Annotated in this window: 14 protein-coding genes, 1 tRNA gene and 1 pseudogene; 12 read left to right on the forward strand and 4 right to left on the reverse strand. The window is 47.5% G+C overall.

What is annotated here, in order from left to right; all coding sequences use genetic code 11:
• Window positions 1-31 precede the first annotated feature (31 nt).
• Both dnaG and rpoD read left to right on the forward strand, forming a co-directional pair.
• Window positions 32-1,777 (forward strand): DNA primase, encoded by a 1,746-nt coding sequence (gene dnaG / locus K5Y33_RS18840; protein ID WP_110867319.1) that lies wholly within the window; start codon window positions 32-34, stop codon window positions 1,775-1,777.
• A gap of 379 nt (window positions 1,778-2,156) precedes the next feature.
• Window positions 2,157-3,998 carry an RNA polymerase sigma factor RpoD gene (gene rpoD / locus K5Y33_RS18845; RefSeq protein ID WP_064738465.1) on the forward strand — a complete coding sequence of 614 codons (1,842 nt, stop codon included), beginning with the start codon at window positions 2,157-2,159 and terminating at the stop codon, window positions 3,996-3,998.
• A gap of 63 nt (window positions 3,999-4,061) precedes the next feature.
• Here rpoD and mug read toward each other — a convergent pair whose 3' ends face one another.
• Together mug and K5Y33_RS18855 are read right to left on the reverse strand one after the other, a co-directional pair.
• Window positions 4,062-4,577 (reverse strand): G/U mismatch-specific DNA glycosylase, encoded by a 516-nt coding sequence (mug, locus tag K5Y33_RS18850; protein ID WP_101762980.1) that lies wholly within the window; start codon window positions 4,575-4,577, stop codon window positions 4,062-4,064.
• Window positions 4,574-5,161: a TetR/AcrR family transcriptional regulator gene (locus K5Y33_RS18855; RefSeq protein ID WP_222234945.1), complete on the reverse strand. Its 588-nt coding sequence runs from the start codon at window positions 5,159-5,161 to the stop codon at window positions 4,574-4,576. Before K5Y33_RS18855 ends, mug begins: the two co-directional genes overlap by 4 nt.
• Before the next feature lie 134 nt (window positions 5,162-5,295).
• Between K5Y33_RS18855 and K5Y33_RS18860 the strand changes: the two genes are divergently transcribed.
• The 6 genes from K5Y33_RS18860 to K5Y33_RS18885 all read left to right on the forward strand — a co-directional run bounded on the left by K5Y33_RS18860 (window position 5,296) and on the right by K5Y33_RS18885 (window position 9,669).
• Complete coding sequence (locus K5Y33_RS18860; RefSeq protein WP_222234894.1) at window positions 5,296-6,078, forward strand: SDR family oxidoreductase; 783 nt, start codon at window positions 5,296-5,298, stop codon at window positions 6,076-6,078.
• A 188-nt stretch (window positions 6,079-6,266) separates the two neighbouring features.
• A tRNA-Ile gene (locus tag K5Y33_RS18865) sits at window positions 6,267-6,342 on the forward strand.
• A 241-nt stretch (window positions 6,343-6,583) separates the two neighbouring features.
• Window positions 6,584-7,414, forward strand: a complete 831-nt coding sequence (locus K5Y33_RS18870; protein WP_222234896.1) for a hypothetical protein — start codon at window positions 6,584-6,586, stop codon at window positions 7,412-7,414.
• A gap of 109 nt (window positions 7,415-7,523) precedes the next feature.
• Window positions 7,524-7,841, forward strand: a complete 318-nt coding sequence (locus tag K5Y33_RS23740) for an AlpA family transcriptional regulator (RefSeq protein ID WP_255610368.1) — start codon at window positions 7,524-7,526, stop codon at window positions 7,839-7,841.
• A gap of 4 nt (window positions 7,842-7,845) precedes the next feature.
• The gene (locus K5Y33_RS18880) at window positions 7,846-8,907 is read left to right on the forward strand and encodes an inovirus-type Gp2 protein (protein WP_222234898.1); all 1,062 of its coding nucleotides are present in this window, start codon (window positions 7,846-7,848) and stop codon (window positions 8,905-8,907) included.
• 54 nt (window positions 8,908-8,961) lie between these two features.
• The gene (locus K5Y33_RS18885) at window positions 8,962-9,669 is read left to right on the forward strand and encodes a hypothetical protein (protein WP_222234899.1); all 708 of its coding nucleotides are present in this window, start codon (window positions 8,962-8,964) and stop codon (window positions 9,667-9,669) included.
• A 628-nt stretch (window positions 9,670-10,297) separates the two neighbouring features.
• Here K5Y33_RS18885 and K5Y33_RS18890 read toward each other — a convergent pair.
• Together K5Y33_RS18890 and K5Y33_RS18895 are read right to left on the reverse strand one after the other, a co-directional pair.
• The gene (locus K5Y33_RS18890; RefSeq protein WP_222234900.1) at window positions 10,298-14,725 is read right to left on the reverse strand and encodes a hypothetical protein; all 4,428 of its coding nucleotides are present in this window, start codon (window positions 14,723-14,725) and stop codon (window positions 10,298-10,300) included.
• Between the two features lie 217 nt (window positions 14,726-14,942).
• Window positions 14,943-15,391: pseudogene (locus K5Y33_RS18895) on the reverse strand (transposase); the annotation flags it as partial.
• 401 nt (window positions 15,392-15,792) lie between these two features.
• On the opposite strand from K5Y33_RS18895, the gene K5Y33_RS23745 reads away from it, so the two are divergent.
• From K5Y33_RS23745 to K5Y33_RS18910, 4 genes are all read left to right on the forward strand, one after another.
• On the forward strand, window positions 15,793-16,026 hold the full coding sequence (locus K5Y33_RS23745) for a hypothetical protein (RefSeq protein ID WP_255610369.1): 234 nt from the start codon (window positions 15,793-15,795) through the stop codon (window positions 16,024-16,026).
• Window positions 15,974-16,291, forward strand: coding sequence for a hypothetical protein (locus K5Y33_RS23750; protein ID WP_255610370.1), 318 nt, complete (start codon window positions 15,974-15,976; stop codon window positions 16,289-16,291). The genes K5Y33_RS23745 and K5Y33_RS23750 overlap by 53 nt, the downstream gene beginning before the upstream one ends.
• Before the next feature lie 140 nt (window positions 16,292-16,431).
• Complete coding sequence (locus K5Y33_RS18905; RefSeq protein ID WP_222234901.1) at window positions 16,432-21,393, forward strand: AAA domain-containing protein; 4,962 nt, start codon at window positions 16,432-16,434, stop codon at window positions 21,391-21,393.
• On the forward strand, window positions 21,390-22,943 hold the full coding sequence (locus K5Y33_RS18910) for a hypothetical protein (protein ID WP_255610371.1): 1,554 nt from the start codon (window positions 21,390-21,392) through the stop codon (window positions 22,941-22,943). The genes K5Y33_RS18905 and K5Y33_RS18910 overlap by 4 nt, the downstream gene beginning before the upstream one ends.
• Window positions 22,944-23,092 lie beyond the last annotated feature (149 nt).

A 23,092-nucleotide genomic window follows, 5' to 3' on the forward strand; every position in this document is an offset into this window, starting at 1 on the left:
TTGTCGTTTATGAGCTGAAAAATCGGGGCTTATGGCTGGACGAATTCCACGCATATTTATCAACGACTTACTTGCCCGCACGGACATCGTGGATATTATCGATGCCCGCGTTAAGCTGAAAAAGCAGGGTAAGAACTATCACGCGTGCTGTCCTTTTCATAACGAGAAAACCCCCTCTTTCACCGTAAGCGGTGAGAAGCAGTTCTATTACTGCTTCGGCTGTGGCGCCAAAGGCAACGCCATCGACTTCCTGATGAATCACGATCGTCTGGAATTTGTTGAGAGCGTTGAAGAGCTCGCCACGCTTCATGGCTTAGAAGTGCCGTATGAAGCGGGCAACGGTCCTAGCCAGATGGAGCGCCATCAACGTCAAAGTCTTTATCAGTTGCTGGATGGCCTGAACGGCTTCTATCAACAGAGCCTGCGTAATCCACAAGCGCAATCTGCACAGAACTATCTCGCCACGCGCGGTCTTAGTCAGGAAGTGATCGATCACTTCGCTATCGGCTATGCGCCTGCGGGTTGGGATAATGCTCTGAAGCGCTTTGGGCAGCAGAAAGACGATCGCGAATCACTGATGGAAGCGGGCATGTTGGTCAGTAATGACTCAGGCCGCACCTACGATCGCTTCCGCGATCGTGTGATGTTCCCTATTCGCGATAAGCGTGGCCGCGTGATTGGTTTTGGTGGCCGCGTGCTGGGCAACGATACGCCGAAGTATCTGAACTCACCGGAAACACCGATTTTCCATAAAGGCCGCCAGTTATACGGACTTTATGAAGCGCAGAAAAATCATCCGCAACCCACGCGTTTGCTGGTTGTCGAAGGTTATATGGACGTGGTGGCGCTGGCGCAGTTTGGCATCGATTATGCCGTAGCTTCGTTGGGCACTTCGACCACCGCTGAACACGTTCAGCTGCTTTATCGCTCAACGGATACCGTGATTTGCTGTTACGACGGTGACCGCGCCGGACGTGAAGCAGCATGGCGTACGCTCGAAACCGCATTGCCTTACATGAATGATGGTCGTCAGCTACGCTTTATGTTTTTGCCCGATGGCGAGGATCCGGACACGCTGGTACGCAAAGAGGGCAAAGCAGCCTTTGAAGCGCGGATGGAGCAGGCGACACCGCTCTCCACATTTTTGTTCGACAGCCTGATGCCGCAAGTGGATTTGAGTACACGCGATGGCAAGACCAAGCTGGCGACCTTGGCGTTACCGCTGATTAGTCAAATTCCCGGTGAAACGCTGCGCATTTATATGCGTCAAACCTTGGGTAATAAACTCGGGATTCTTGACGATAACCAGTTAGACAAGCTGATGCCGAAGCTGGCAGAAAGCGGAGTGCTGCCAACTGCCCCACCGTTGAAGCGCACCACCATGCGCGTATTGATCGCGTTATTAGTGCAGAATCCGCAATTTGCCTCCATCGTGCCTACACTGGATGGACTAGAGCAGTCAAAAATGGCGGGTTTACCGCTATTTGTGGAGTTAGTCAGCCGTTGTACAGAGAATCCTGGCCTGACCACCGGACAGCTACTAGAGTTATATCGCGGAACAAATTTTAGCCAGCCCCTTGAAACACTGGCCACCTGGAACCACATGATAGTGGATGAAGAGGCGGAAGAAGTGTTCCAGGATTCACTGGCGAGCATTTACGATTCCGCACTCGAACAGCGCCTTGAAGCGCTGATCGCACGCGAGCGAACTGAAGGCCTAAGCGCCGTCGAACGCCGTGAATTCTGGGCTTTAAGCCAGGCATTAGCGAAAAAATAAGATTTTAACGGGATCAGAACTGCAAGTACGTTAAAAACAGCATTCTGGTTCAGTGATTTCCGGAATGATAGACGCGATAAGCGAAGCCGGAAACACACAGCACAAATTTAGAGGCGTCAACGTCGCAGCCAGTTTCAGTGCTGCCAGCGCACAGCAACCGGAGCGTACTGAAGTACGTGAGGATTGCGAGCACTGCCAGCACTGAAAATGGCAAGTAAGTTAGCCTCGGAAAGAACACAAGCGGCTTAAGTGCCGATTATAGATGGGCTTCAGCCCTGGCCGCGATGTAGGCAGCGGCAAAAACACAACGCCTTCACTGTTATAGTTGGCTCGCGCCGACCGACACCAATCTAATTAACAGAAGTGTGGATACCGTCTTATGGAGCAAAACCCGCAGTCACAGCTTAAGCTACTTGTCACCCGTGGTAAGGAGCAAGGCTATTTGACCTATGCTGAGGTCAATGACCATCTGCCGGAAGATATCGTCGACTCCGATCAGATCGAAGACATCATCCAGATGATTAATGACATGGGTATTCAGGTTGTTGAAGAAGCGCCTGATGCTGATGATCTGATACTGAATGAAAACAGCTCCGATACTGACGAAGATGCCGCAGAAGCCGCCGCTCAGGTTTTATCCAGTGTTGAATCTGAAATTGGCCGCACCACCGACCCGGTGCGCATGTACATGCGCGAAATGGGTACCGTTGAACTGCTGACGCGCGAAGGCGAAATTGACATCGCTAAGCGCATCGAAGACGGTATCAACCAGGTCCAATGCTCTGTAGCCGAATATCCGGAAGCGATCACCTATCTACTCGATCAGTATGATCGCGTTGAAGCGGGCGACTATCGCCTGTCTGACTTGATCATCGGCTTCATCGATCCTAACGCGGAAGAAGATATCGCGCCGACCGCCACGCACGTGGGTTCTGAGTTATCTCAGGAAGATCGTAACGACGATGAAGAAGAAGATGAAGAGGATGACGACAGCTCTGACGACGATAATTCTATCGATCCAGAACTGGCTCGCGAGAAGTTTGGCGACCTGCGTACGCAGTATGAAACCACGCGTACCGTCATCAAAGCGAAAGGTCGCAGCCATGCTGACGCCGTAGCCGAAATCCAGAATCTCTCTGAAGTGTTCAAGCAGTTCCGCCTGGTACCGAAGCAGTTCGACTACCTGGTAAACAATATGCGTGAAATGATGGAGCGCGTGCGTACGCAAGAGCGCCTGATCATGAAGCTGTGTATTGAACTGTGCAAGATGCCGAAGAAAAACTTCATCACGCTGTTCACCGGCAACGAAACCAACCCAAGCTGGTTCAAAGCCGCGCTGGCAATGAACAAGCCATGGTCTGAGAAGCTGCTGGAAGTTGAAGATGATGTGAATCGTTCGCTGTACAAACTGCAGCAGATCGAAGAAGAAACCGGCTTGACCATCGAGCAGGTGAAGGACATTAACCGTCGCATGTCTATCGGCGAAGCGAAAGCGCGCCGTGCGAAGAAAGAGATGGTTGAAGCAAACTTACGTCTGGTTATCTCTATCGCCAAGAAATACACCAACCGTGGTCTGCAGTTCCTCGATTTGATTCAGGAAGGCAACATCGGTCTGATGAAAGCCGTTGATAAGTTTGAATATCGTCGTGGTTATAAGTTCTCAACTTACGCTACATGGTGGATCCGTCAGGCTATCACCCGCTCTATCGCTGACCAGGCGCGCACCATCCGTATTCCGGTGCATATGATTGAGACCATCAACAAACTCAACCGTATTTCGCGTCAGATGCTGCAGGAAATGGGTCGCGAACCGACGCCGGAAGAGCTCGCAGAACGTATGCTGATGCCTGAAGATAAGATCCGCAAAGTGCTGAAAATCGCTAAAGAGCCGATCTCTATGGAGACGCCGATTGGTGATGATGAAGATTCGCATCTGGGCGATTTTATCGAAGACACCACGCTGGAGCTGCCGCTGGATTCCGCAACCTCAGAAAGCCTGCGCTCAGCGACTCACGACGTGTTGGCTGGCCTGACCGCGCGCGAAGCGAAAGTGCTGCGTATGCGTTTCGGTATCGATATGAACACCGACCACACGCTGGAAGAGGTTGGCAAACAGTTTGATGTAACGCGTGAGCGTATTCGTCAGATCGAAGCCAAGGCGCTGCGTAAACTGCGTCACCCAAGCCGCTCAGAAGTACTGCGTAGCTTCCTCGACGATTAATCGTTGTCGAGACGAAAAAACCCTGGCTTGCCGGGGTTTTTTATTGCCTGAAGAATAGCTCTTTCACGCGTTGTTCTGCAGCCAATCATGCAGTTGGCGATAGGATGCGGCCATCTCTTCCAGCGTCGCACGATTTAACCCGCTTGGATTAGGCAGCACCCACAAACGCGTTTCACCCAGCGTTTGCGGCTGCTCGCCCCACTCAACTTTGCGCTGACGAAACGCTTTCTGAAAAGCATCCTTGCCCAACACCGCCAACGCACGCGGCTGATAGTGCAGAATTTTTTGCTGCAGGCGTGAACCACCGTCGCGTAATTCATCGCCGTCCAACTCGTTAGCCTGCACCGTTGGACGCTCCACCAGCATGGTGATGCCACAGCCAGTTTCCAGCAGCCGCTGCTCCTGCTCGGGCTTAAGTAACTCGCGCGTAAAGCCGGCCTGATAAATCACCTTCCAAAAGCGATTACCGGGATGCGCAAAGTGAAATCCGGTGTGCGCCGACGATTTGCCCGGATTGATGCCACAAAACAGCACCTGTAAATCAGGCGCAATAATGTCGCGGATATCGTGCTCGCTCATGCCATCTCCAGTCCGGCGCGTTGTTTTACCGACCGACGACTGCTCGCCAGCATCGTACGTGCTTCCTCGTCGTCCGGACAAGCACGTGCCATTGCCACCGCGCCAACCATTTCAGCCAACATGGTGGTCGCGGCGTCATCCGCATGCGGATGGTTAAGTTCATGTAGCGTCAACGCCAGGCGCTGCCGCATGGCTTCTCGCCGCTGGGAAAATAGTGCGCGCGCCTCAACCGGTAAATGTGCCATTTCACTCACCAGCGCAGGCAGCGGACAGCCTTCACCCGGCGTGTTGCAATGATGCTCGGATAAATAGCTATCGATTAACTGACTTAGTCGTTCAGCGGGATCGTTAATTGAGGTGATATCCGCAAAGCGGCGCGCCGAATCGGCAAACATCTCAGCGATCACCGCTTGCACTAAATCTTCGCGCGAGGCGAAGTGGGCATAAAAGCCGCCGTGCGTTAAGCCCACGCGCTTCATCAGCGCCGCGACACCGATGCTTTCAGTGCCGTTCTCGCGCATTACCACAGAGGCTTCATCCAGAATGCGCTGTCGCGTACGCGCTTTATGGCTCAGCTTTTCCATCTTCATTGACTCCGATATCGTTGATAGCAATCAGTGTAATTATTACAACCATCATATTCTAGCTTGACGACAAATATTATGGTCGTCATATTAAACCGCGTAAATATGATAACCATCATTTAGAGGAATACACCATGTCACAACACTTGGCTTTGATCACCGGCGCATCAAGCGGAATTGGCGCGACCTATGCAAAACAGCTGGCAGCACGCGGCACAAACTTGATTCTGGTGGCGCGCGATGCAGCCAGGCTCCATCTGTTGGCGCAATCTTTGCGTGAATCACATGGCGTTGAAGTCAGCGTGTTAGCGGCCGATCTCACCAACCATGATGATTTGCAAAGAGTCGATCACGAAATCCAGCAAAATAAAGCGATTACTCTGTTGGTAAACAATGCGGGCATGACGGTTGAAGGTGAATTCATCGACGGTGACATCGCGAAAATTCAAACAATGCTGACGTTAAATATCGTGGCGCTGACACAGCTGGCCCACACTGCTGCGCAGGCGTTTCGTGCACGTCGCAATGGTACGATAGTGAATATTGCTTCAGTGCTAGCGCTAGTGAGCGAATCGGCGAATGGCGCGTACAACGCCAGCAAAGCGTATGTGCTTTCCCTGACCCGTAATTTGCATCGTGAATTAGCCGAAAGCGGTGTGCGTATGCAGGCGGTGTTGCCAGGCTTAACGCGCACTGAGATTTTCGAGCGCGCAGGAAAATCCATTAACGAACTTCCCGCTGAGATGCTGATGGAAGTGGATGATTTAGTCTCGGCTGCGCTACGTGGACTTGATGCCGGCGAGTTGGTGACCATCCCATCCGTTGAAGATGTGCAACTTTGGCAGAGTTATGAAGAGGCACGCATCGCCATATTGCCCTTTATCTCGCTTAACAAGCCTGCATCACGCTATTTGTAGTATCAGCAAACTTTCGAATGAGCCTGGTCTCAAAAACCAATGATGATTGGGCGCTTAATAAGCGATAGAGCGTGGGACGATAGAATTTTCTTTTGAGATCAATGAGTCAGCTATTGCTGTAATTTTCACCATCCAAATGGCGAACTCTGGATCACCCTAACAAGATACTCTATAATCCCCGCTCCGCTGGCCCCTTAGCTCAGTGGTTAGAGCAGGCGACTCATAATCGCTTGGTCGCTGGTTCAAACCCAGCAGGGGCCACCAAATAAAACAAGGAGTTAGATGAGAAATCGTCTGACTCCTTTTTCTTTGGATGCGATTCAGGTGATGTAGTGGGTGACGTAAGAGAATGGCTGGGTGACGTAAGTAGTGTGGGTTTAAATGTCTGGCTGGCAGGTTGCCAGAAACCTGATTTCCTGTTTTCGAAAAGCCTTACAGCCCTTTGATTCAATCATCAATACAGTCTTATCTGAACCATCCCAGGATTGCAGGTCAAAAACAAGTTATGAGTTTCGACGATTCCATTCAGCAATTGCGTAATGAGCAACTCGCGCGCCGGTCCGATACAGAACGCTTCATCAGTGTTAAGACTCTATTTGAACAGCTCAAACAGCGTTATCCAGATCAGAGCTACAACGCCCTGTGCCTTTTAGCGCTGAAAAAGTATCGACGTTCAGAGCATCAACCTTCGCTTTATTGGTTTAGATATGAAAGCTGGTATGACACTCCACCCGTTGCCCCATACCAGCTCCTGGATAAACATGGCGCGCCAAACATTGGTGCTCCTGACTATTATCCTAATGCCGAGGCGGCACTGCGGGCGTTAAGTGATGAGGTCATGAATACTGATAAGCTGGCTGATTGTGGTTTTCTGCGGACAGAAATTGCTGACGCGCTTGGAGTTCCGCTTGATACTGCAAGGCCAGAAGCACCGATGTTTGAACAAGATACACTGGATTTGAAAGCTGAAAACGTGGCACTAAAAGAAAAAATTGAGGCGCTGGAAAAACGTCTGGCTGCCCCTATAGAGAAAGCCGAAACCTATGCAGCTAAACGGGAAGAGTTTCTCATTGCTGTCATAGCCAGTTTGTACGATAAAAACAGGCTCACCTCTTCAAAGGATCTACTGCCAAAAGCACCGGAACTTTTGAGATTGGTCGAAAGAAAGATCTCGCTATTCTGGCCAGCGGAAAAATGTTTTCCAATGAGTGAAGAGCAATGCCTGAAAAATCTTCGGGAAGCCATTAGCCTGCTTGAACGCGACGTGACTGATCTTCATCAGTTGCGGACTGAAAAGAGACAGATGCAAAAAACAAGAAAAAATAAATCTTCTTAGTCAGTAGGATAGCAAAGGTCAGCAAGGTATCTTTCTAAGGTATCCACGACATAAACCCTCTCGGTTTTTAAGATACGTTTCATATTGATTCGCTACCGAGAGATTAAACATGAAACACATCAATTCTTTATCAACGACTGTCAGCCACCTTCCGGGCCCTCAACGTCTGATCCGTATTTGTGAGATGCTTGACCTCCTGAATTGCAGCCGAACCACCCTTTATCGGTGGGTTTTCCTGCGCCAAAAAAGCGTGCAGGCAGAACTATGGGCTGGACAGTCACGCAATATGAACAGTGGCTCGATAACTGCTGCTAAACCTCTAAGCAGGGCTGGAATTTCCAGCCTTTCTTTTTATGTGCTGATGCAACCATTTGAAACAATGAGCGTATCAAATCGTTATCAATCTGTGATTCTGATACAGCTGTAACCCTATGATAAACAGTAAAACTGGCAGTCTGGATTCAACCAATCAGGAACCGGTAATTAATAATATTACGCGCGGTACGGTTTATCCGGATATCCGGGCTAAAGGCGAGTTTCTGTATGACGATGTTCTCTGGCCAGTCATGCCTGAAGAGAGTCAGCAGGATGTGAAGATCATGAATTCTTTGTTCAAGGCAGTTGATAGAACTTATGCCAGTTGCTCTCGCTTTCTGGCAATCCGTTATGATTTTCATCTGCCTCAATACACGGCTGATAACCGCGTTATTACCCGCTTTCATCAGTTGATGATTCCTGCATTCAGAAAGTTATATTCCAAAAGCTTTGCCCGAGTGTTTTGGGTCAGAGAACAGAATAAGGCTCCAGCTCAGCATTATCATTACTTACTGATGGTGGATGGTAACTGCGTGCGTCATCCTCTTAAAATTAACAAGCTGGTGGAGAGCTGCTGGAAAATAGCAACGGGCGGAACGGTCTGGTTTCCAAAGCATGGTTACTACTTAATTCGAAAGAACGACACTGAGGCTATGACCGCATTGTTACTGCGGGTGAGTTACTTTGCTAAGCGGCACTCTAAGGAAGGAATTGCTAAAGACATTGCGCGTTCCGGAGCTCGGCATTATCCGTATTTGAAAAAAGACAAACATACTAAAACTGCGCAATTACGTACGCAAATTGCTGATTTTGATCGGGCACAAGCGCATTGCCCTATTCCCGGAAAGCTGGATTCGCTTTTCACTCCCGTAGAGCACTCTGCTGGTAAGCCTACGGCACTAACTTTGTCAGATAGCCAACAATTGGATAAGGCTGCCTCACTGCCAATGAAGGCGCTCAGACGAGCGCTGCAGCGTTTTAGCATGCTTAAAGGTCGCCTGCCTGACGATAATAGCGTCGTGGCTGGCACTAAACTGAAACCTCACTGGCAACGTCACTTAGAGCGCTACTACCGCTATTACTGGCCATGCAATATCAGCGTTTCACAGTATTGCCGCTGGTATTACCTAAATCCGTCTACTGCAGCCGCTATTTGTGTAACTACCCGGCTAATTTAATTAATCCGTGGCTTTTAGCACGCTGGCTATAAGCGCCTATTAAGACTGGTAAAAATGGAAAAGATAAAAGAGGAGTACAATGCAAAAATTGCGATGCCCTACTCTCTTAATCGTAAGATGAAGACTTATGCAGGCGGAATTGACTGGCTAACCGGTTATGAAATTGTGCCGCTGACTGATGAACAGCGGCTGCAAAGAAAGCGGCATCTGCATGCTCTGCCTGCAACGCTGGATGAGTTGTTTGAGCGTTTCCTGCTGCCTGCCATAGAGTGCGACGTGCATTACAAGGACTACAACTTCTGGAGCGATACGTGGCGCATCCAGTGGGCTTACCACAAACAAAATTATCGTCGTGAAGCGATTATGAATGGCATAACGCAGCAGCAATATGCACAAGCACGTAAGCTCCCTCAACGTGTGATGTATGACAATTTGCATAAATGCGGTGGCGCGGCAATTCGTGTGCTGTTCTGGGTTTATCATCGTCGGCAGTTCCACCAGCAACAGCGACTCACGGTTCAGGAATACGTTTCTGAGCATCAGCTCCACCAACGCACAGCGTATCGTCAGTTGTCGCGACAGCCAATGAGTGAAATCTGGGCTCAGCATTTTGATAACTATTACAGTGATGCGTGGCTGAGGGATTGTAACGTCAGAGAATATGCAGATTTTTATGGTTTAAATGTTACTACCGCCCGACAGTATCTGTTCAACTTTCCCAAAAGACTTTTTGACCCAATGTTGATTAAACCCTGGATGTGATTATGGCAAGCCAGTAGCTCAATAATATGATCATGAATCCTGATCACTGGATAATGATCAAAACCGTCAAACGGTAAACAACGCAATGATCAGGATTTGAAAACCCTACCATCAGCTTTTGTATATAAAACAAGCAAGTGTTGACTGGTGTGAGGAAGAGACACATCTTGTGTTTTAACTTAGTGAACAGCACTGGAAATCAGCGGCAGTTAGCACTACAGGCGCTTGATGATGAAATGCCCGGCTTTGCACGTGTCTGTGCTGACCTGCCCTCAGTATTAGATACAACGCTCAGTTAATATTGTCGGTATGTTGACCTTGTAATTTTCCACTTCATCATATTGAGTCGGACGGTGTATCCCGGATGAAGAGAACGAATGGGGAGGCAAAATCCTGAATCAGTATTCGCTGTTATGCTGCCAGGCATGTTTGATACCAGCAATACTTAACGTGGCGGGCCTAGGGTAAGTTGAAGCGGCAGCGCTGACGGCCAGGCTGCCAACTTTTTTCGGTCACCATCAGGCTTATCTATTGATAAGGTTCTATTGAGAGGAAGGCGGACTGAGTTCCCGGCCAGCGTCTGAGGAAACGGGGTGTTCCTCGGATGCTGCCTCCCAGCCATCCCGTTTTAATCTTCAATACCCCGATCGTCACCCATGAATTCTTTTAGTTGCTCCTCGCTGGGTTCATCAAAGCTCTGAAAACGCGGCATCTCTCGTATCTCTTCTCCGCAGGAGTGATAAAGGCGGGTATAGGTCACCCGGCCACCGAAGCCATTGCCATAGCCTTCACTGTAAGCATTTTTCTCCCCAGCCACCGCCCATACGACAACCAGTTCTTGCTCATGAAGCAATTCAAGAAAGGCTTCTCTGTCAATAAGACCTGCGCTGCGCCCTGCATGAGTGACTGCAGGATCCCAGAACATCACGTTATGACTGCTGTCCTGGAAAAGGATAGATCTGCCATCCTTAAGCCGGATTTTCATCTCATCCATTATCCAGGATGCGGGCATAGAGATATTGATGTTATCGGTGACAGAACCATCATAGCCTCCTGCCTCTGCGGAATATTCCGCTGTGGTGGGCAATACTGATATCGCCTTTTCAGATCGTCGGTGAAATCCGTGTGGCTGCCATTCGTCAATCCAGTCGGTATAACCGGCAGTAAGTCTGTGTCTGGGGTATTCCCCTAAGTGTACGCGATAGCCTCCCCCTTCTGCTGCAGGGAGATCTGAATCAGAAGTAAAGTGATTTGCGGACATGATATTGAGCGCCGTGACGAGATCCTCAGCAGGAATAACGATGCACCCTACCCGCCTCCAGCTTTCGGTTCTTATTTCCTGAACGGATTCGCTCCAGCTTTCAAAACCACTGAGAACAAGCCAGGCACGCTCGTCCTCGGGGGAAGTGACCGCGAGGACATCAATCCCATCGAGAAAATCTTCATCCGAATGTAACCAGGCAATCGCCTCGGCAGGCGTCGAGGCTGGCAGGGATGGCGGATGACCCGTCCAGAATGCCTCTCCCTGGTAGTTTCGCAATACCACTTCAGACGTGTGTTCAACCAGTAATGAAGGGTCCAGGTTACGCAGGGTCGCATCATCGTCATCCCATGAGGGCAACCGTGCCAGATTGTCACTCATGCGTGCTACCAGTTCGTAGAGCGCAAGCCACTGATATTTTTTGCCGATGCGTTCAAGCATATGCTCATTGCGGCTTCCTCTTATCCTAGCGTCGAAGCGGCCGTGAAGTTCGCTACTCCAGCCCAGTTCGTGTGCGCGCATAACGACCCAGCGCCGCGCCCATCCAAGATTGAATTCAGCGGCACTGCTTCCTGCGATACGTTGATACATACCGTCAGCACGCCAGTTCTCTGCTTTGGCACGCCATTCTTCATAGGCCAAATCACCCACGAAAGTACGGAAATGCAATTTTGCCTCATTGATGCGCGCACGCTCTTCAGTAGAAAAAGCACTGCTTTTGGATCCCTTGTGACTGAGCGCCTTAACTAACGCCTCGTATGCCTCAAGCATTTCCGGTGAAGCTGACAATTTGAACTGCTCAAACCACTCCTCTTGCAAGTCGAGAGCTGTAGGCAAAACGGCAGTCCCCAGAGGTGCCTGGCTCCAGTCTCTCACCGCAGGATCAAGAACGTATCGGCCAAAGTCACCGTCGATACAGGAATTGACAATCTCATCATGCCCTCGTCTTCCAGCCCCATATTCACGCGTGTAAGCGTCAATTGTGTCTTCAGAAACGTACTCAATGGGCCAGGCGCTTTTAAACGATACCTGTGGAGTAATCATGAGAACGGGGTCATCAGCCGCTGAATTTAGTTTCGCGTATTCAATCAGTCCAAGAGCATGATCCCGCAATAGCGCATTCTGTGTGAGTCGCTGATCAGAGAAAAGGTCGCGATGGATGGTGAGAGCTGTGTTTGATAGCTGATCTTGTCGCCAGCGTCCCTGCATTGCAGCACCATAGAGAGAGGCAAGTACACGCTCGGTCACGTAGCCGTCATCAAGCCCCCTGAAACGCTCCCAAACGGCGCTTGCCAGTGCAGGCCGGTCTGCCAGAAGCGCAACCAGTGCTTTGGTTGCGCGATCCCGTAGTGGACGCCGCGTAGCTGTCAGAAACCATGCAAGCTGAACAGCGGCCAGTTCCGCACGTTCCGGTGTAATGCGCGATTGATTAGCGCGCCAGGCCCAGTTCACAAGGTGATCGGCCCGCTCAAAATAGGCAAGATGCGCAGTCCAGCAGGCGTCGCGCTCGGGCATGCTGAGCGGTCGGAGTTCGGCATCAAGAAAAGTCACATTAAAGGCATGGCCTGGCTCAGACGCAAGCGCGATTAACGTGTCATATCGCAGGTCATCGTCATCTGTTTCCTCAACCAGCTGCCAGGTGCGCGCGCTGAAAACTGAGAGCTGCCGTGTTAGCAGGCTCTTTTCAAAAGGAACTGCCAGCATGTCTGCGCAGGGAATGCCGTGCAGATCCAGCAGTTCAAGGTTGTATTTCTCCGGCAGTTGGACTGCCAGCGCTTCAAGTAAACCTGCTCGTATGAAGGAACCTTCATCTGACAAGGCAGCATGAAGTGGCGTACCGTGCTGACAAAGCTCGCCAATACCGTGAAGAGCACTTCTTTCCAGCAGGTTCGCTGTGATCGTGTGATCACCAACACGCTCGAACTCGAAGCGAACAATCTCATCCTCATCGCTGACCGAGTGCGTGTCTGGCTCAATAGCCAGCATGCCCTCATTTGCCAGCTGGAACAGGAGATCATTGGCCATTTCACTGCCATTGTGAATGGTTCTAATCAAAGCATCCGCACGACAATAACCCAGTTGCCCCCGCCCCGTATCAGCCATTTCCTTTACAAGAAGCGCAATGGCTTTTTGCACGATCTTACGAGCCGGTACCACTCTCAGAGTCGTCTCCACACGCTTTGTGACTGCAGCGGTGTACAGCGCGAAAGTACCGGATATGCCAGACAGGGTTTCAGGTAAGATCGTTTCACTTTCGCCATTATTAACTGCATCACTGGCAAGCCGAAGGAAAAGTGGATTTTGCAGCTCTTCAAGCTGGCGCGGCGTTTCCGGAACACTGATCCCCCGTTTCGAAAGATAATGCACGACCTCTGCATCACTGAAACCTTTGAGGTAAACACGAGGTAGTTTATTACCGTCAAGCGTGGCAGGAATCACCACATCCTCATATGTGGAGCGGCAGGAAAGCACAACAGTTATCCAGGGAAAGTCACTCAAATCTTTAAGCAGCCCGGGCAGTCGTTCTGGCCATATTGACTGCCCATTTTTTTCGTTCAACGCATCAACGGCGATGAGGGTGCGAACACCTGCCGTTTCACCCGCAGCGTTGAGTGCTCCCAGGAAATGCTTCACCTGCAGGTGCTTTGGCAGATCTAACTCTTTTAAAATTTCACCCCATGGTTCTGCATCAGTTAACTTACCCCCAAGGATCATCAGCGCAGGTCTGTTGTATTGGAGTTGGTGAGCGCATGCGTCAGCAAGAAGATGTGATTTACCCGATCCTGCATCTCCCAGAATAAGCAGCGCCCGCGAATTAATGTGCTGGCAGCGCTCAGACCCAATCATCCGTGCGGCTGCATAGAGTGCACTGACAAGATTGGACGCTTTGGATAACGCAGGGTGAGACTTGTCCTGTTCAGAATGCTTGATTTCCAGTTGGTTTCGCCACGTCAATGCCGCCCCCGTGGCTGCTTCGACCGTGTTTTTCAGGTCCAAGGCAGGAAAAGGTTCTGGTCTGCTTAAAGCAGCCTGACGTAACGCACAGACGGCGCCGTGAATAATACTTTTTTCGTCCCCATCACCGCACCCGGGCATTGAACGCAGTTTGTCTTCGATCTTTTCGGCATTATTCTGTATTTCTTCAAATACGGAAGGATCTCTGAGCGCGGCAAGTATCGATTGCCTGACGGGTTGGTTGATATGGTTTTCAGGACTGTATCGATCACCCAGACTAAATTTAACGCGCTCAAAAGCGTTTGAGAGCCACTCTGGCGTCAGCGTTTCATTATCGAACCAGAATGCCACACGACCTGCTGCTCGGGGATTATTGACGGTGAGCCTGATTTTAATTTCGTGAGCGTCCCAGCGCTCAATTGAAATCTTTCGACCTGACGCACCGCAAAGTTCTGTTTGCTTAGTCGTCCATTTGTTCCATTCAGCCAGTGCTGTCTGGACGTTGTCTCTACGTGAGTCTGAAAGATCGAATGGGAAGCAGGCGATAAAACGGGTCATCGCCGGATGTTTAATTAGAGCGGTCTTCAGCGAATTACTTAGTGAGGTCATCATGCTCTTAAAATCGGAGTAGAATTTGACCTGCCACCCTATTTCCGATCCATCTTTCAGCGTGGCAAAACACTCCACGCCCGCGTCACCCCCACGCCCCTTTCGATCGAAGCGAATGCGGTCCTCAATCGGTTCGTCATTTGCCAGCTGGCAGCAGAGCTCTTCGAATGCATCAGCCTGGCTGCTTCGGTGCGGGCGAATTTCATACAGATTTATGTCGGGTAGAGCCATTTTGAACATATCCTTATTCAGTTAGCCTGGCAGTGTAATCTGCCTAATTATGATGGGGTATGTACTTGATCTGAACGCCGCCTTGCCAGAAAAAGGCTCATGTCAGTGAAAACGTAAACGCACCAATGAATACCTGATAAAACAGACATTGTCGTTTCTATGCTGTCTCGCTGACCCTTTCAGAAAATAAAAGCACTACATGACGGAATGCTGGCCTGCCAAAGCGGCGGCGTTCAAGTGCCAGCTCTGTGATACGCAGAGACAGTTGCGCGTCAGCAGCCGGACGCTGAGCCGCATAACGGCAGGTTGAAAGGGACAAGGCAGCCAGCCTGCAGGCACGGCGTTACGACAGACCCGTTGTCTCACACATGACTTCCACGGCTTCCCGCTTCTGGTCTGTCGTCAGAGCTTTCGACCCAGAGCCACCAGAAGCGCCTCCTTATCCAGCATAGCTTCATCGAGCAGCTTCCTGAGGCGGGTGTTCTCCTCTTCAAGTGACTTGAGCCGCTTCACTTCAGGGACTTCCATGCCGCCAAACTTCTTGCGCCAGGTGTAGAAGGTAGCGTCTGAAATGGCATGCATGCGGCAGAGTTCCCGGGCCGAAACCCCGGCTTCTGCCTCGCGGAGAATACTGATGATCTGTTCGTCGGAAAATCGCTTCTTCATGTGGATGTCGTCATGTGACTTATGAAGACATTACTAAAATCGCGGTATGTTAATCAACGGGGAGCAGGCGAATGGTCGACAGCATGTCAAAACGGCAAACGTAAGATACAGAATGAGATGGGCAAAATCATACAGCGCGTGTGCGTGGCTGTAAGCAACGAATGCCTTAAGAAAATCATCCATTAAACACTGCCAAAACGCAGAAAAACTAATGTTTTATTCTGAACCCAAGACTCTCAATCGAGCACACCATTAATCAAAATCTTGATTTTTATGAATTAAAATACATACGCAGTTTTGGTTACATCGTAAATTCGTAACTATAGATAATATAAGTGAAATCCATTAGAGTAATCTTAAAAGAAACCCCCCCCTACTCCTTGTTACTTATGGTGTAAAAAATGGATTCGTTGCTGCTTCCTGGTGTGCTGGTGCGTAATGACATTTTATCTATCGCTTCGGTTTTGAAAAATGATGCCGCTCCAGGTTACGTGACTATCCTGTTAGTCGCCGCGCTTTGTTTTGCCGTTATCAGCTGGCGGGAGTTGGTAAAAAGCCGCCGCACTGCCTTTAGTAGTATCCATGGCGTTATTGCAAACACGCCTGACGATCAAGTTCAGCCAGCATGTCACTGACATTGACATTGACGCCAGAATTGCAGAAGCCAATAAGACGGAAGAACAAAAAAGGGTGGCCGAAGCCTGGAAAGAATATCGTGAAACCCATGTAATCGACGATCAGGATGGCACTTTTGTGGTGCGTAATGCAGTCCGTCCGAGCCAGTTTTTTAATCTGGATGACTTTCACTTTACGCAAGGCTTCTGGCGCATCGTTCCGGAACTCCTTGTAACTGTAGGCCTGTCTCTAGCCTTCCTCGGCGTGATTTCTGCACTTAACTAGTTGATTTTATCTCAGAGGCTGAGTCTATATCGCTGTGTAGATAGCTCATCGAAAAAGATATAAACGATAAATAATAAGTAAAACCAATATGTATATTTGGCTTAACAACTAAAATCACTTTTAGTGATAAAGGATAAAATTTGAAATATCAGATAGTTGGCGGCGCAGGCCTGCACCGCAGCGAAACCAGAATGTTTGATATGATGGTTAAGCAGCTACCGGATAGCTGGTTTGGCTATGCGGGACTTGTAGTAACCGATGCTCAAGGTTCAATGGAAATTGATTCTCTGATCATTACTGCAGATCGGCTTTTATTGATCGAACTTAAAGAATGGAATGGCGTCATTACATATGAGGGCGGCAAATGGCTGCAGAATGGCAAACCACGAGGTAAAAGCCCCTATCAAATTAAAAGAGATCATGCAATACGGTTAAGAAACTTGCTACAGGAAGAGCTATCCCGAAAATTGGGTTACTTCCTGCATGTTGAAGCTCACGTTGTGCTATGTGGCAATGCAGGTCCTGATAACCTGCCACTAAGCGAACGCCGCTATGTTCATACTCGCGATGAGTTTTTGGTTATTGGTAATCCTAAGAAATACGAAAAGCTTGTACAAGAGACAAATTTTTCTCATTTATTTGAGGGAGATAAGCCTCGACCTAACTCGCCTGAAATCTTACCAATTATTCAATCATTTTTTGAGGGACCTAAGGTAAAAGCCCTACCCCTCAAAGAAAATGGATATATTGCTAACAAAAAACCTTTCTATAGCCATCCCCATAATATTTACAGCGAATTTCGCGCGACTCATAAAGATAATACTCAACATCAAGGCTTACTACGACAATGGGACTTTGATGCTTTAGGCATAACCAATGCATTGCAGCCACTCTGGGCAGAAGTTGCTCTACGTGAAACACGAGTAGGCCGTCAGGTACGTAATGCTAGCTCTACTATGCAGGATTATATGCTGCGCTCAGTCAGTGAATTATCCGAAGAAGAAGTAACTGACGATGCACGTGAATTGTATGAGTTGCGGCGTAGTCTTAAACGTCTTGATGAAGTATTAGATAGTGAAGCTACCGACTGGAGCAAATCTCAGCGAATCGATCATGTACGGGCGCTCCTTGCTCCATTTTCAGAATTGCATAGTCTTGGCGTAGGACACTGCGATATTGATCTCCATAATCTATGGTACGCCGGAGATCAGCGAAGTATAGTCGTAACAGGTTTTGGTGCTGCTTCGCTGGAAGGGCGTGAAAGTCTGGAATCACTGCGTTCAAAACTACAAAGCGCTCCTTATGTATTACCTGAAGATGCTTACGAAGAGGCGATTGAACCCTATCGCTTAGATGTATTCATGTTAGCCGTCGTAGCTTATCGTATTTGCTTTGCTGGTGAGTCATTGCTGATCGCCAATCAGGTTCCCGAGTGGAAAATTCCACAACAGGATCCATTTGGTGGAATCCTTAATAGTTGGTTTGAACAAGCACTTCATCTTGAGCCTGGGAAACGCTTTCCTCGGGCCGACATCATGCTCAACGAATTCAATTCCGCAACTAAAGAACAGAGTCATGATCACGACGAAGCTAACCAAATTTACGAAGAACTAAGAGAGAGCGAGTTCTTCCGTGAAGGTATGAACAGCTTTGGTATGCTATTGGAATTTCAGCCGCTTCCCGAGCTGCAAGCTGAAATTTATCCGGCTTTGGCAGCTATTGCCGCAACTGGTTCTATTAGTTATCGCAGTAGCCAAAACGGGCTACCGCTTATGGTTAAACTGTGGGATGGTGTTAACTTAAATCCACAACAGCCGGGAATAAATCGCCGGATACATGCCTTCAAGCAACGTATTGATAAGCTCAAACATGTAAACCTTCCAACTCCCGCAGTTCATACTAGTGGATTGTTAAGTCAAGGCGGCTTGTATGTTGTTAGCGAGCATATTGAAGGCTTATCATGGACACAGTTTACGACCGAAAATATAGTGGACCAAGCCCAGCGCTTCGCGATTGCTGAGAAATTAATTAATACTGTCCATTCCTTCCACGAAAAGCAGTTACCCCATGGTGACCTTTGTCCAAAAAAATTATTAGTGCAAGCAGGCGACGAAACAGCACTTATTTTGGTTGGGTTACTTGAATACAGTGACGAGCTAACTGGAGATAAACATTACCAGCCAGCTAATCCTGAAAGCACTGATGCATTTGGCCGAGACTGCTTTGCTGTCTATCGTATGGTAGAGGAACTATTTAGCGAAGGTATGCCTGCCTCAGTGCTGGCTGAACTTGAACGCGCTAAGCAATCTGCTGATAGTATTCCCATCGCGCTAGATCCATTGTTACAAGCGCTACAAACGCCTGTACTACCTGAGACGAACTTACCTATTGAGTCTGACTCTTTGATCGAGCAAGCTGTCCCTGTTTACTGGGGAGGTGACTTCTGGCCAAAGGAAATGAAATTACTGGAGCAAAACGATGGAGAATATTACTTTCATTGTAAATGGTCGACGGATCCACGTTTTGTTAATGAATTACGTTGCTATATTACTGGCTTGGGTGAACAGTTGCTGGTCGGTCTTATTCCTAAAGACCGTACTATTAGCATAATAAAATATCATACAGATCTTTCAATTGAGCAAACTATCAAGGCCGGAAAATATTCTCAAGCCAAGATTAAGACCCCGCTATCGCTACAACGCGGCTTACCTAAAGAGCGTAACGACTTTATTGAGTTACTGATGAATCTGGAGGCAGTGTTTGATGCCATAATTGAGAAAGATAATCCTAACCAAGAGATGGCTGAAAATGACTTTGATAGCAGTGAGTCGAGTCCTGTCGAGCTATGGCAGGCTCTGTCTGATACCGAAGTTGAGTTGCGAGATCTGGTAAATATTGATTCAGCTAACTATCAGGAATCATTTAGTGGCTGTTTACTATATCCATATACCACTGAGTCTGGCTCGGATCTTAACTTCGAATTTGATGACAAAATCATCGTTTATTTGAAAGATAAACGCGACTCTATACAGCTAGGTGAACTTCGATTGAATGAGACTACACCAAACCTGTTGGCTATACGTTTTGACTTCGACGCGGCCCGCAAACGTATTGTTGATGGTAGTCAATTACAGCTGGAGTCGATTCGCGATAAATCATCCCGAGAACTGCGTCAACGTGCATTACAGCGAGTAATTGAGAACAAAGCCGAAATACTCAATCTGCCACATTATTTTGATTACCATCAAAAGCCGGACATGCAACAAATGCAACCGCGCCCTACGGCTGAGGCATTACGCGAACTATATGACCAACCCGGTCAAGCCTTTAATGAACAACAGCTTATGGCTTTCCAGCAGCTAGTAGAGTTAGGACCTGTAGGTGTTCTACAGGGCCCTCCTGGAACAGGCAAAACCACCTTTATATCTAAATTTATTCATTATCTCTATAAACATTGTGGGGTCAGTAATATTTTGCTGGTTGGACAGTCTCATGCCGCAGTTGACAATGTCGCGATAAAAGCTCGAGAACTTTGCTACAGCAAAGGCATGCTGCTTGACACAGTACGAATCGGTAATGAATTAATGATTGATGAGGGCATGCTAAACGTTGAAACCAAGGCATTACAGCGACAGATCCAACATAAATTTCATAGAGAGTATGACCTAAGGGTGAGTTCTTTAGGTAAACGTTTAGGTATGCCGCCTTCATTAGTTAAGCAAATTTGCCAGCTACACCGCACCCTGAACCCATTGATAGTCTCATTAGGCCAATCCCGTCGCGAACAAGCTAAGTTCGAGCAGACTAAAGGCGGCAATAATGATTACCCGTTTCATATTAATGAGTTATTAGAACAAAACAGTCTGTTTAAAAAAAGAACTCAAGCGATAATCAGTTCGATATTTGACTGTGACGTGTTGGAAAAGTTGCAATATGATGAAACTTTAATAAAACAATTATCAGAGCGAATAGCTATTCAATCTGGCTACAACAATCCAGAAAATTTAGATCGTTTTCTTCAGCTGTTGGAGATGAGTCAAGAATGGATGGATGTGTTACATGGTGGCGAAGCAGGTTTTGATCGCTTTATGCTCAAAAGTAAGCAATTGGTATGTGGCACCTTAGTTGGCGTAGGTAGCCGCAGGCTGGAATTAGCAGAATCAACCTTTGACTGGGTCATCGTTGATGAGGCTGGCCGAGCACAGGCGGCCGAATTAATGGTAGCTCTTCAATCAGGTAAAAGAATACTGCTAGTGGGGGATCATAAGCAATTACCACCTTTCTATCATCAGCAGCATCTTAAATTGGCTGCTAAGAAATTGGAACTTGGACACGGGATTTTCTATGAATCTGACTTTGAACGAGCTTTCAAAGCGACTAATGGTGTTACGTTGGATACACAATATAGAATGGTCGAACCAATAGGTGAGTTGGTATCTGAGTGCTTTTATGCCAAAGATATTGGTAAATTGCATTCAGTCAGGAAGAATTCACCAGATTGGTATTCAGAGTTACCCAGTCCTTGGAATAAATCTGTTAGTTGGATTGATAGCTCTAGCTCAAGTATTGAAGGGGGCGAAGAGCGTATGGGTAATGGTCGTTATTACAATCAGCGAGAAGTTAGACTATTACTTGATTCACTGCAAAAACTAGCAAATGATAATAGCATTAACAACCTCAAGCAGACCATTACTACTGAACAACCATATCCGATCGGAATTATTACAATGTATCGTCAGCAGAAAGATGAGATCGAAAACGCTATCAGCCGAGCGGAATGGGCCACGGAGCTACGTGATTTGATTAAAATAAATACTGTTGATTCATACCAAGGACAAGAAAATAAGATCATAATCCTTAGCCTTGTACGCGATAATTCAGATAAGCTACAAGGTTTCCTCAGGGATGCGCCTCGCATCAACGTAGCTATTTCTCGGGCCCAAGAACGATTATTGATTTTAGGTGCTGTCCGTATGTGGTCAAAAAACAATAATGACTCAGCTTTAGGAAGCGTACATGAATTTATAAGTAAGCAGGTCGCAACCTCTAAGCCTGACTATCAAATTCTTTGCGGCCATAGTCTGGCAGGAGATAAAAAATGATGCAAGAACCACGATTGGGTAATATTATTACCGTACTACTACCTGCTCGCATTTATAAGATTAATTGTGCTTGGACTACTGAAAAGTTAATGCCGGGTATAGAGCAATTTGCTTGTCGACTACTATTGATTTTTGAGCGTCTTTATCCGAGCGAACTGCAAAATTACTTTGGCTTAAATGACAGAGAACGTGAGGTATTGTTAGATAGCTTGTTGGAAAACCGACTTATTACAATTAATCCAGATGGCCATATCGAGGCTAGTTCGTTTCTGAGAAAACATGCAGCGGGCAATGGCGGTAAGCCTAGCTTGATTAAATATCAAGATCGCACTGAAGAAGTAGCATTCGACTTATTAACTTTATCTATATGTAAGCCGCAGCCACCTCGCCGCATTACTTCGGGACTCCCAGAGCTGTTACCGAAGTATAAAGTGGGAAGTGATACAACCGCAGTAACCGAGGCATTTAGTTCACAATATCGTCATCATCTTATGCTAAGCCGTAATAATGAATACGAGCGTCAAAGGACTAAGCTTTACAAAGTCATGGGTTGTAATTCTCACGAAATGGTACAGTTACCAATAGAAATTGAGGTAAGTTACGATTCGGTTCCTGGAAGTGAACCTCATAAATATACTCGTTCTTACGAGGTTATAGGGAACACTCGCTTACCTCTTGTAAATGAGCTAGAGGCACATATCGCTGATTTCCTGGGTAAACATCAGCTTGATAATGTTGGTATTAACTGCGAAGAATATTGCAGCTTAGTTGACGATCATGTGATGGCACAATTTTCTGAGGGGTATAAGTTTAACTTTTCCGGCTGGATAGATGCACGCGCTCAGAGAAAAACTGGTTACGGTAATCAACAAACTATTGGGATGCTAGGGGCTATTTATTTACCCGATAACTCTAAACGTTTTTTTAGCACTCTACATGATGCTTTAAGGAATTATGATGGTAAGTTAGCACCAAAGGCTCTTTGGTATAGCAGTAAAGTGCCATTTTGGGGGGCTAATGGAAGTCATCTTTCGCGATTTAATCGTGATCTTAGTCATATTCTCGAAAATTATGCTGATGATAAAACTGCTCGAATTTCCATGTTGCATTCGGGTGATAGTGAAGCTGAATGTCGTTTAAATCGTAAACATCATTCTGGTCGCTTCGCCAATGGTATTGCACTATCTTCAGCAGCCAATTTTGATCGAATGGAGATGCTTCTTATTCCGGGTGTAATTGGATTAGTGCAATATCACGGTCAACCGAACAATGATAGTGCCTTAACATGGCCGATTGGTTATATGACTATTGATCCAGAACGTTTACAACTTCTTGAGAACTTAATAATTAAGAGGACAGAGAGGGCCATCGCAAAGGTCAATTGGTATAATTTTAAACATGAAACACTTGGTACGCTACTGCCAATTGAAATGCTAGCAAAATTGGACAAACGGAGCGGTGAAGAAGTTGATCAAGCGATTCGCAGCATATTACTCTCCTCCCGCGGATCAATTGCACAGGCTATTCTTTCACTTCGCAAAAAAATATAGCCGTATTGTTTAACATTAATATAATTAATATAGAGGTATTCTATAGATTTAAAGATAATTATTGATTATTTGATGAACGGCTATCCAGATTAATATCTTACAATAAATTGCACACACCTCGGCCATTAATAATGGCCGAGCTAAAATTT

Origin of the sequence: Pantoea sp. DY-17 (assembly GCF_019795975.1) — a bacterium.
Lineage (GTDB): Bacteria > Pseudomonadota > Gammaproteobacteria > Enterobacterales > Enterobacteriaceae > Pantoea > Pantoea leporis.

What these genes read in the sequence shown, in the direction of transcription:
- dnaG (WP_110867319.1), top strand. Translation starts at nt 32, where the DNA reads ATGGCTGGACGAATTCCACGCATATTTATCAACGACTTACTTGCCCGC.
- rpoD (WP_064738465.1), top strand. Translation starts at nt 2,157, where the DNA reads ATGGAGCAAAACCCGCAGTCACAGCTTAAGCTACTTGTCACCCGTGGT.
- mug (WP_101762980.1), bottom strand. Translation starts at nt 4,577, where the DNA reads ATGAGCGAGCACGATATCCGCGACATTATTGCGCCTGATTTACAGGTG.
- K5Y33_RS18855 (WP_222234945.1), bottom strand. Translation starts at nt 5,161, where the DNA reads ATGGAAAAGCTGAGCCATAAAGCGCGTACGCGACAGCGCATTCTGGAT.
- K5Y33_RS18860 (WP_222234894.1), top strand. Translation starts at nt 5,296, where the DNA reads ATGTCACAACACTTGGCTTTGATCACCGGCGCATCAAGCGGAATTGGC.
- K5Y33_RS18870 (WP_222234896.1), top strand. Translation starts at nt 6,584, where the DNA reads ATGAGTTTCGACGATTCCATTCAGCAATTGCGTAATGAGCAACTCGCG.
- K5Y33_RS23740 (WP_255610368.1), top strand. Translation starts at nt 7,524, where the DNA reads ATGAAACACATCAATTCTTTATCAACGACTGTCAGCCACCTTCCGGGC.
- K5Y33_RS18880 (WP_222234898.1), top strand. Translation starts at nt 7,846, where the DNA reads ATGATAAACAGTAAAACTGGCAGTCTGGATTCAACCAATCAGGAACCG.
- K5Y33_RS18885 (WP_222234899.1), top strand. Translation starts at nt 8,962, where the DNA reads ATGGAAAAGATAAAAGAGGAGTACAATGCAAAAATTGCGATGCCCTAC.
- K5Y33_RS18890 (WP_222234900.1), bottom strand. Translation starts at nt 14,725, where the DNA reads ATGGCTCTACCCGACATAAATCTGTATGAAATTCGCCCGCACCGAAGC.
- K5Y33_RS23745 (WP_255610369.1), top strand. Translation starts at nt 15,793, where the DNA reads ATGGATTCGTTGCTGCTTCCTGGTGTGCTGGTGCGTAATGACATTTTA.
- K5Y33_RS23750 (WP_255610370.1), top strand. Translation starts at nt 15,974, where the DNA reads ATGGCGTTATTGCAAACACGCCTGACGATCAAGTTCAGCCAGCATGTC.
- K5Y33_RS18910 (WP_255610371.1), top strand. Translation starts at nt 21,390, where the DNA reads ATGATGCAAGAACCACGATTGGGTAATATTATTACCGTACTACTACCT.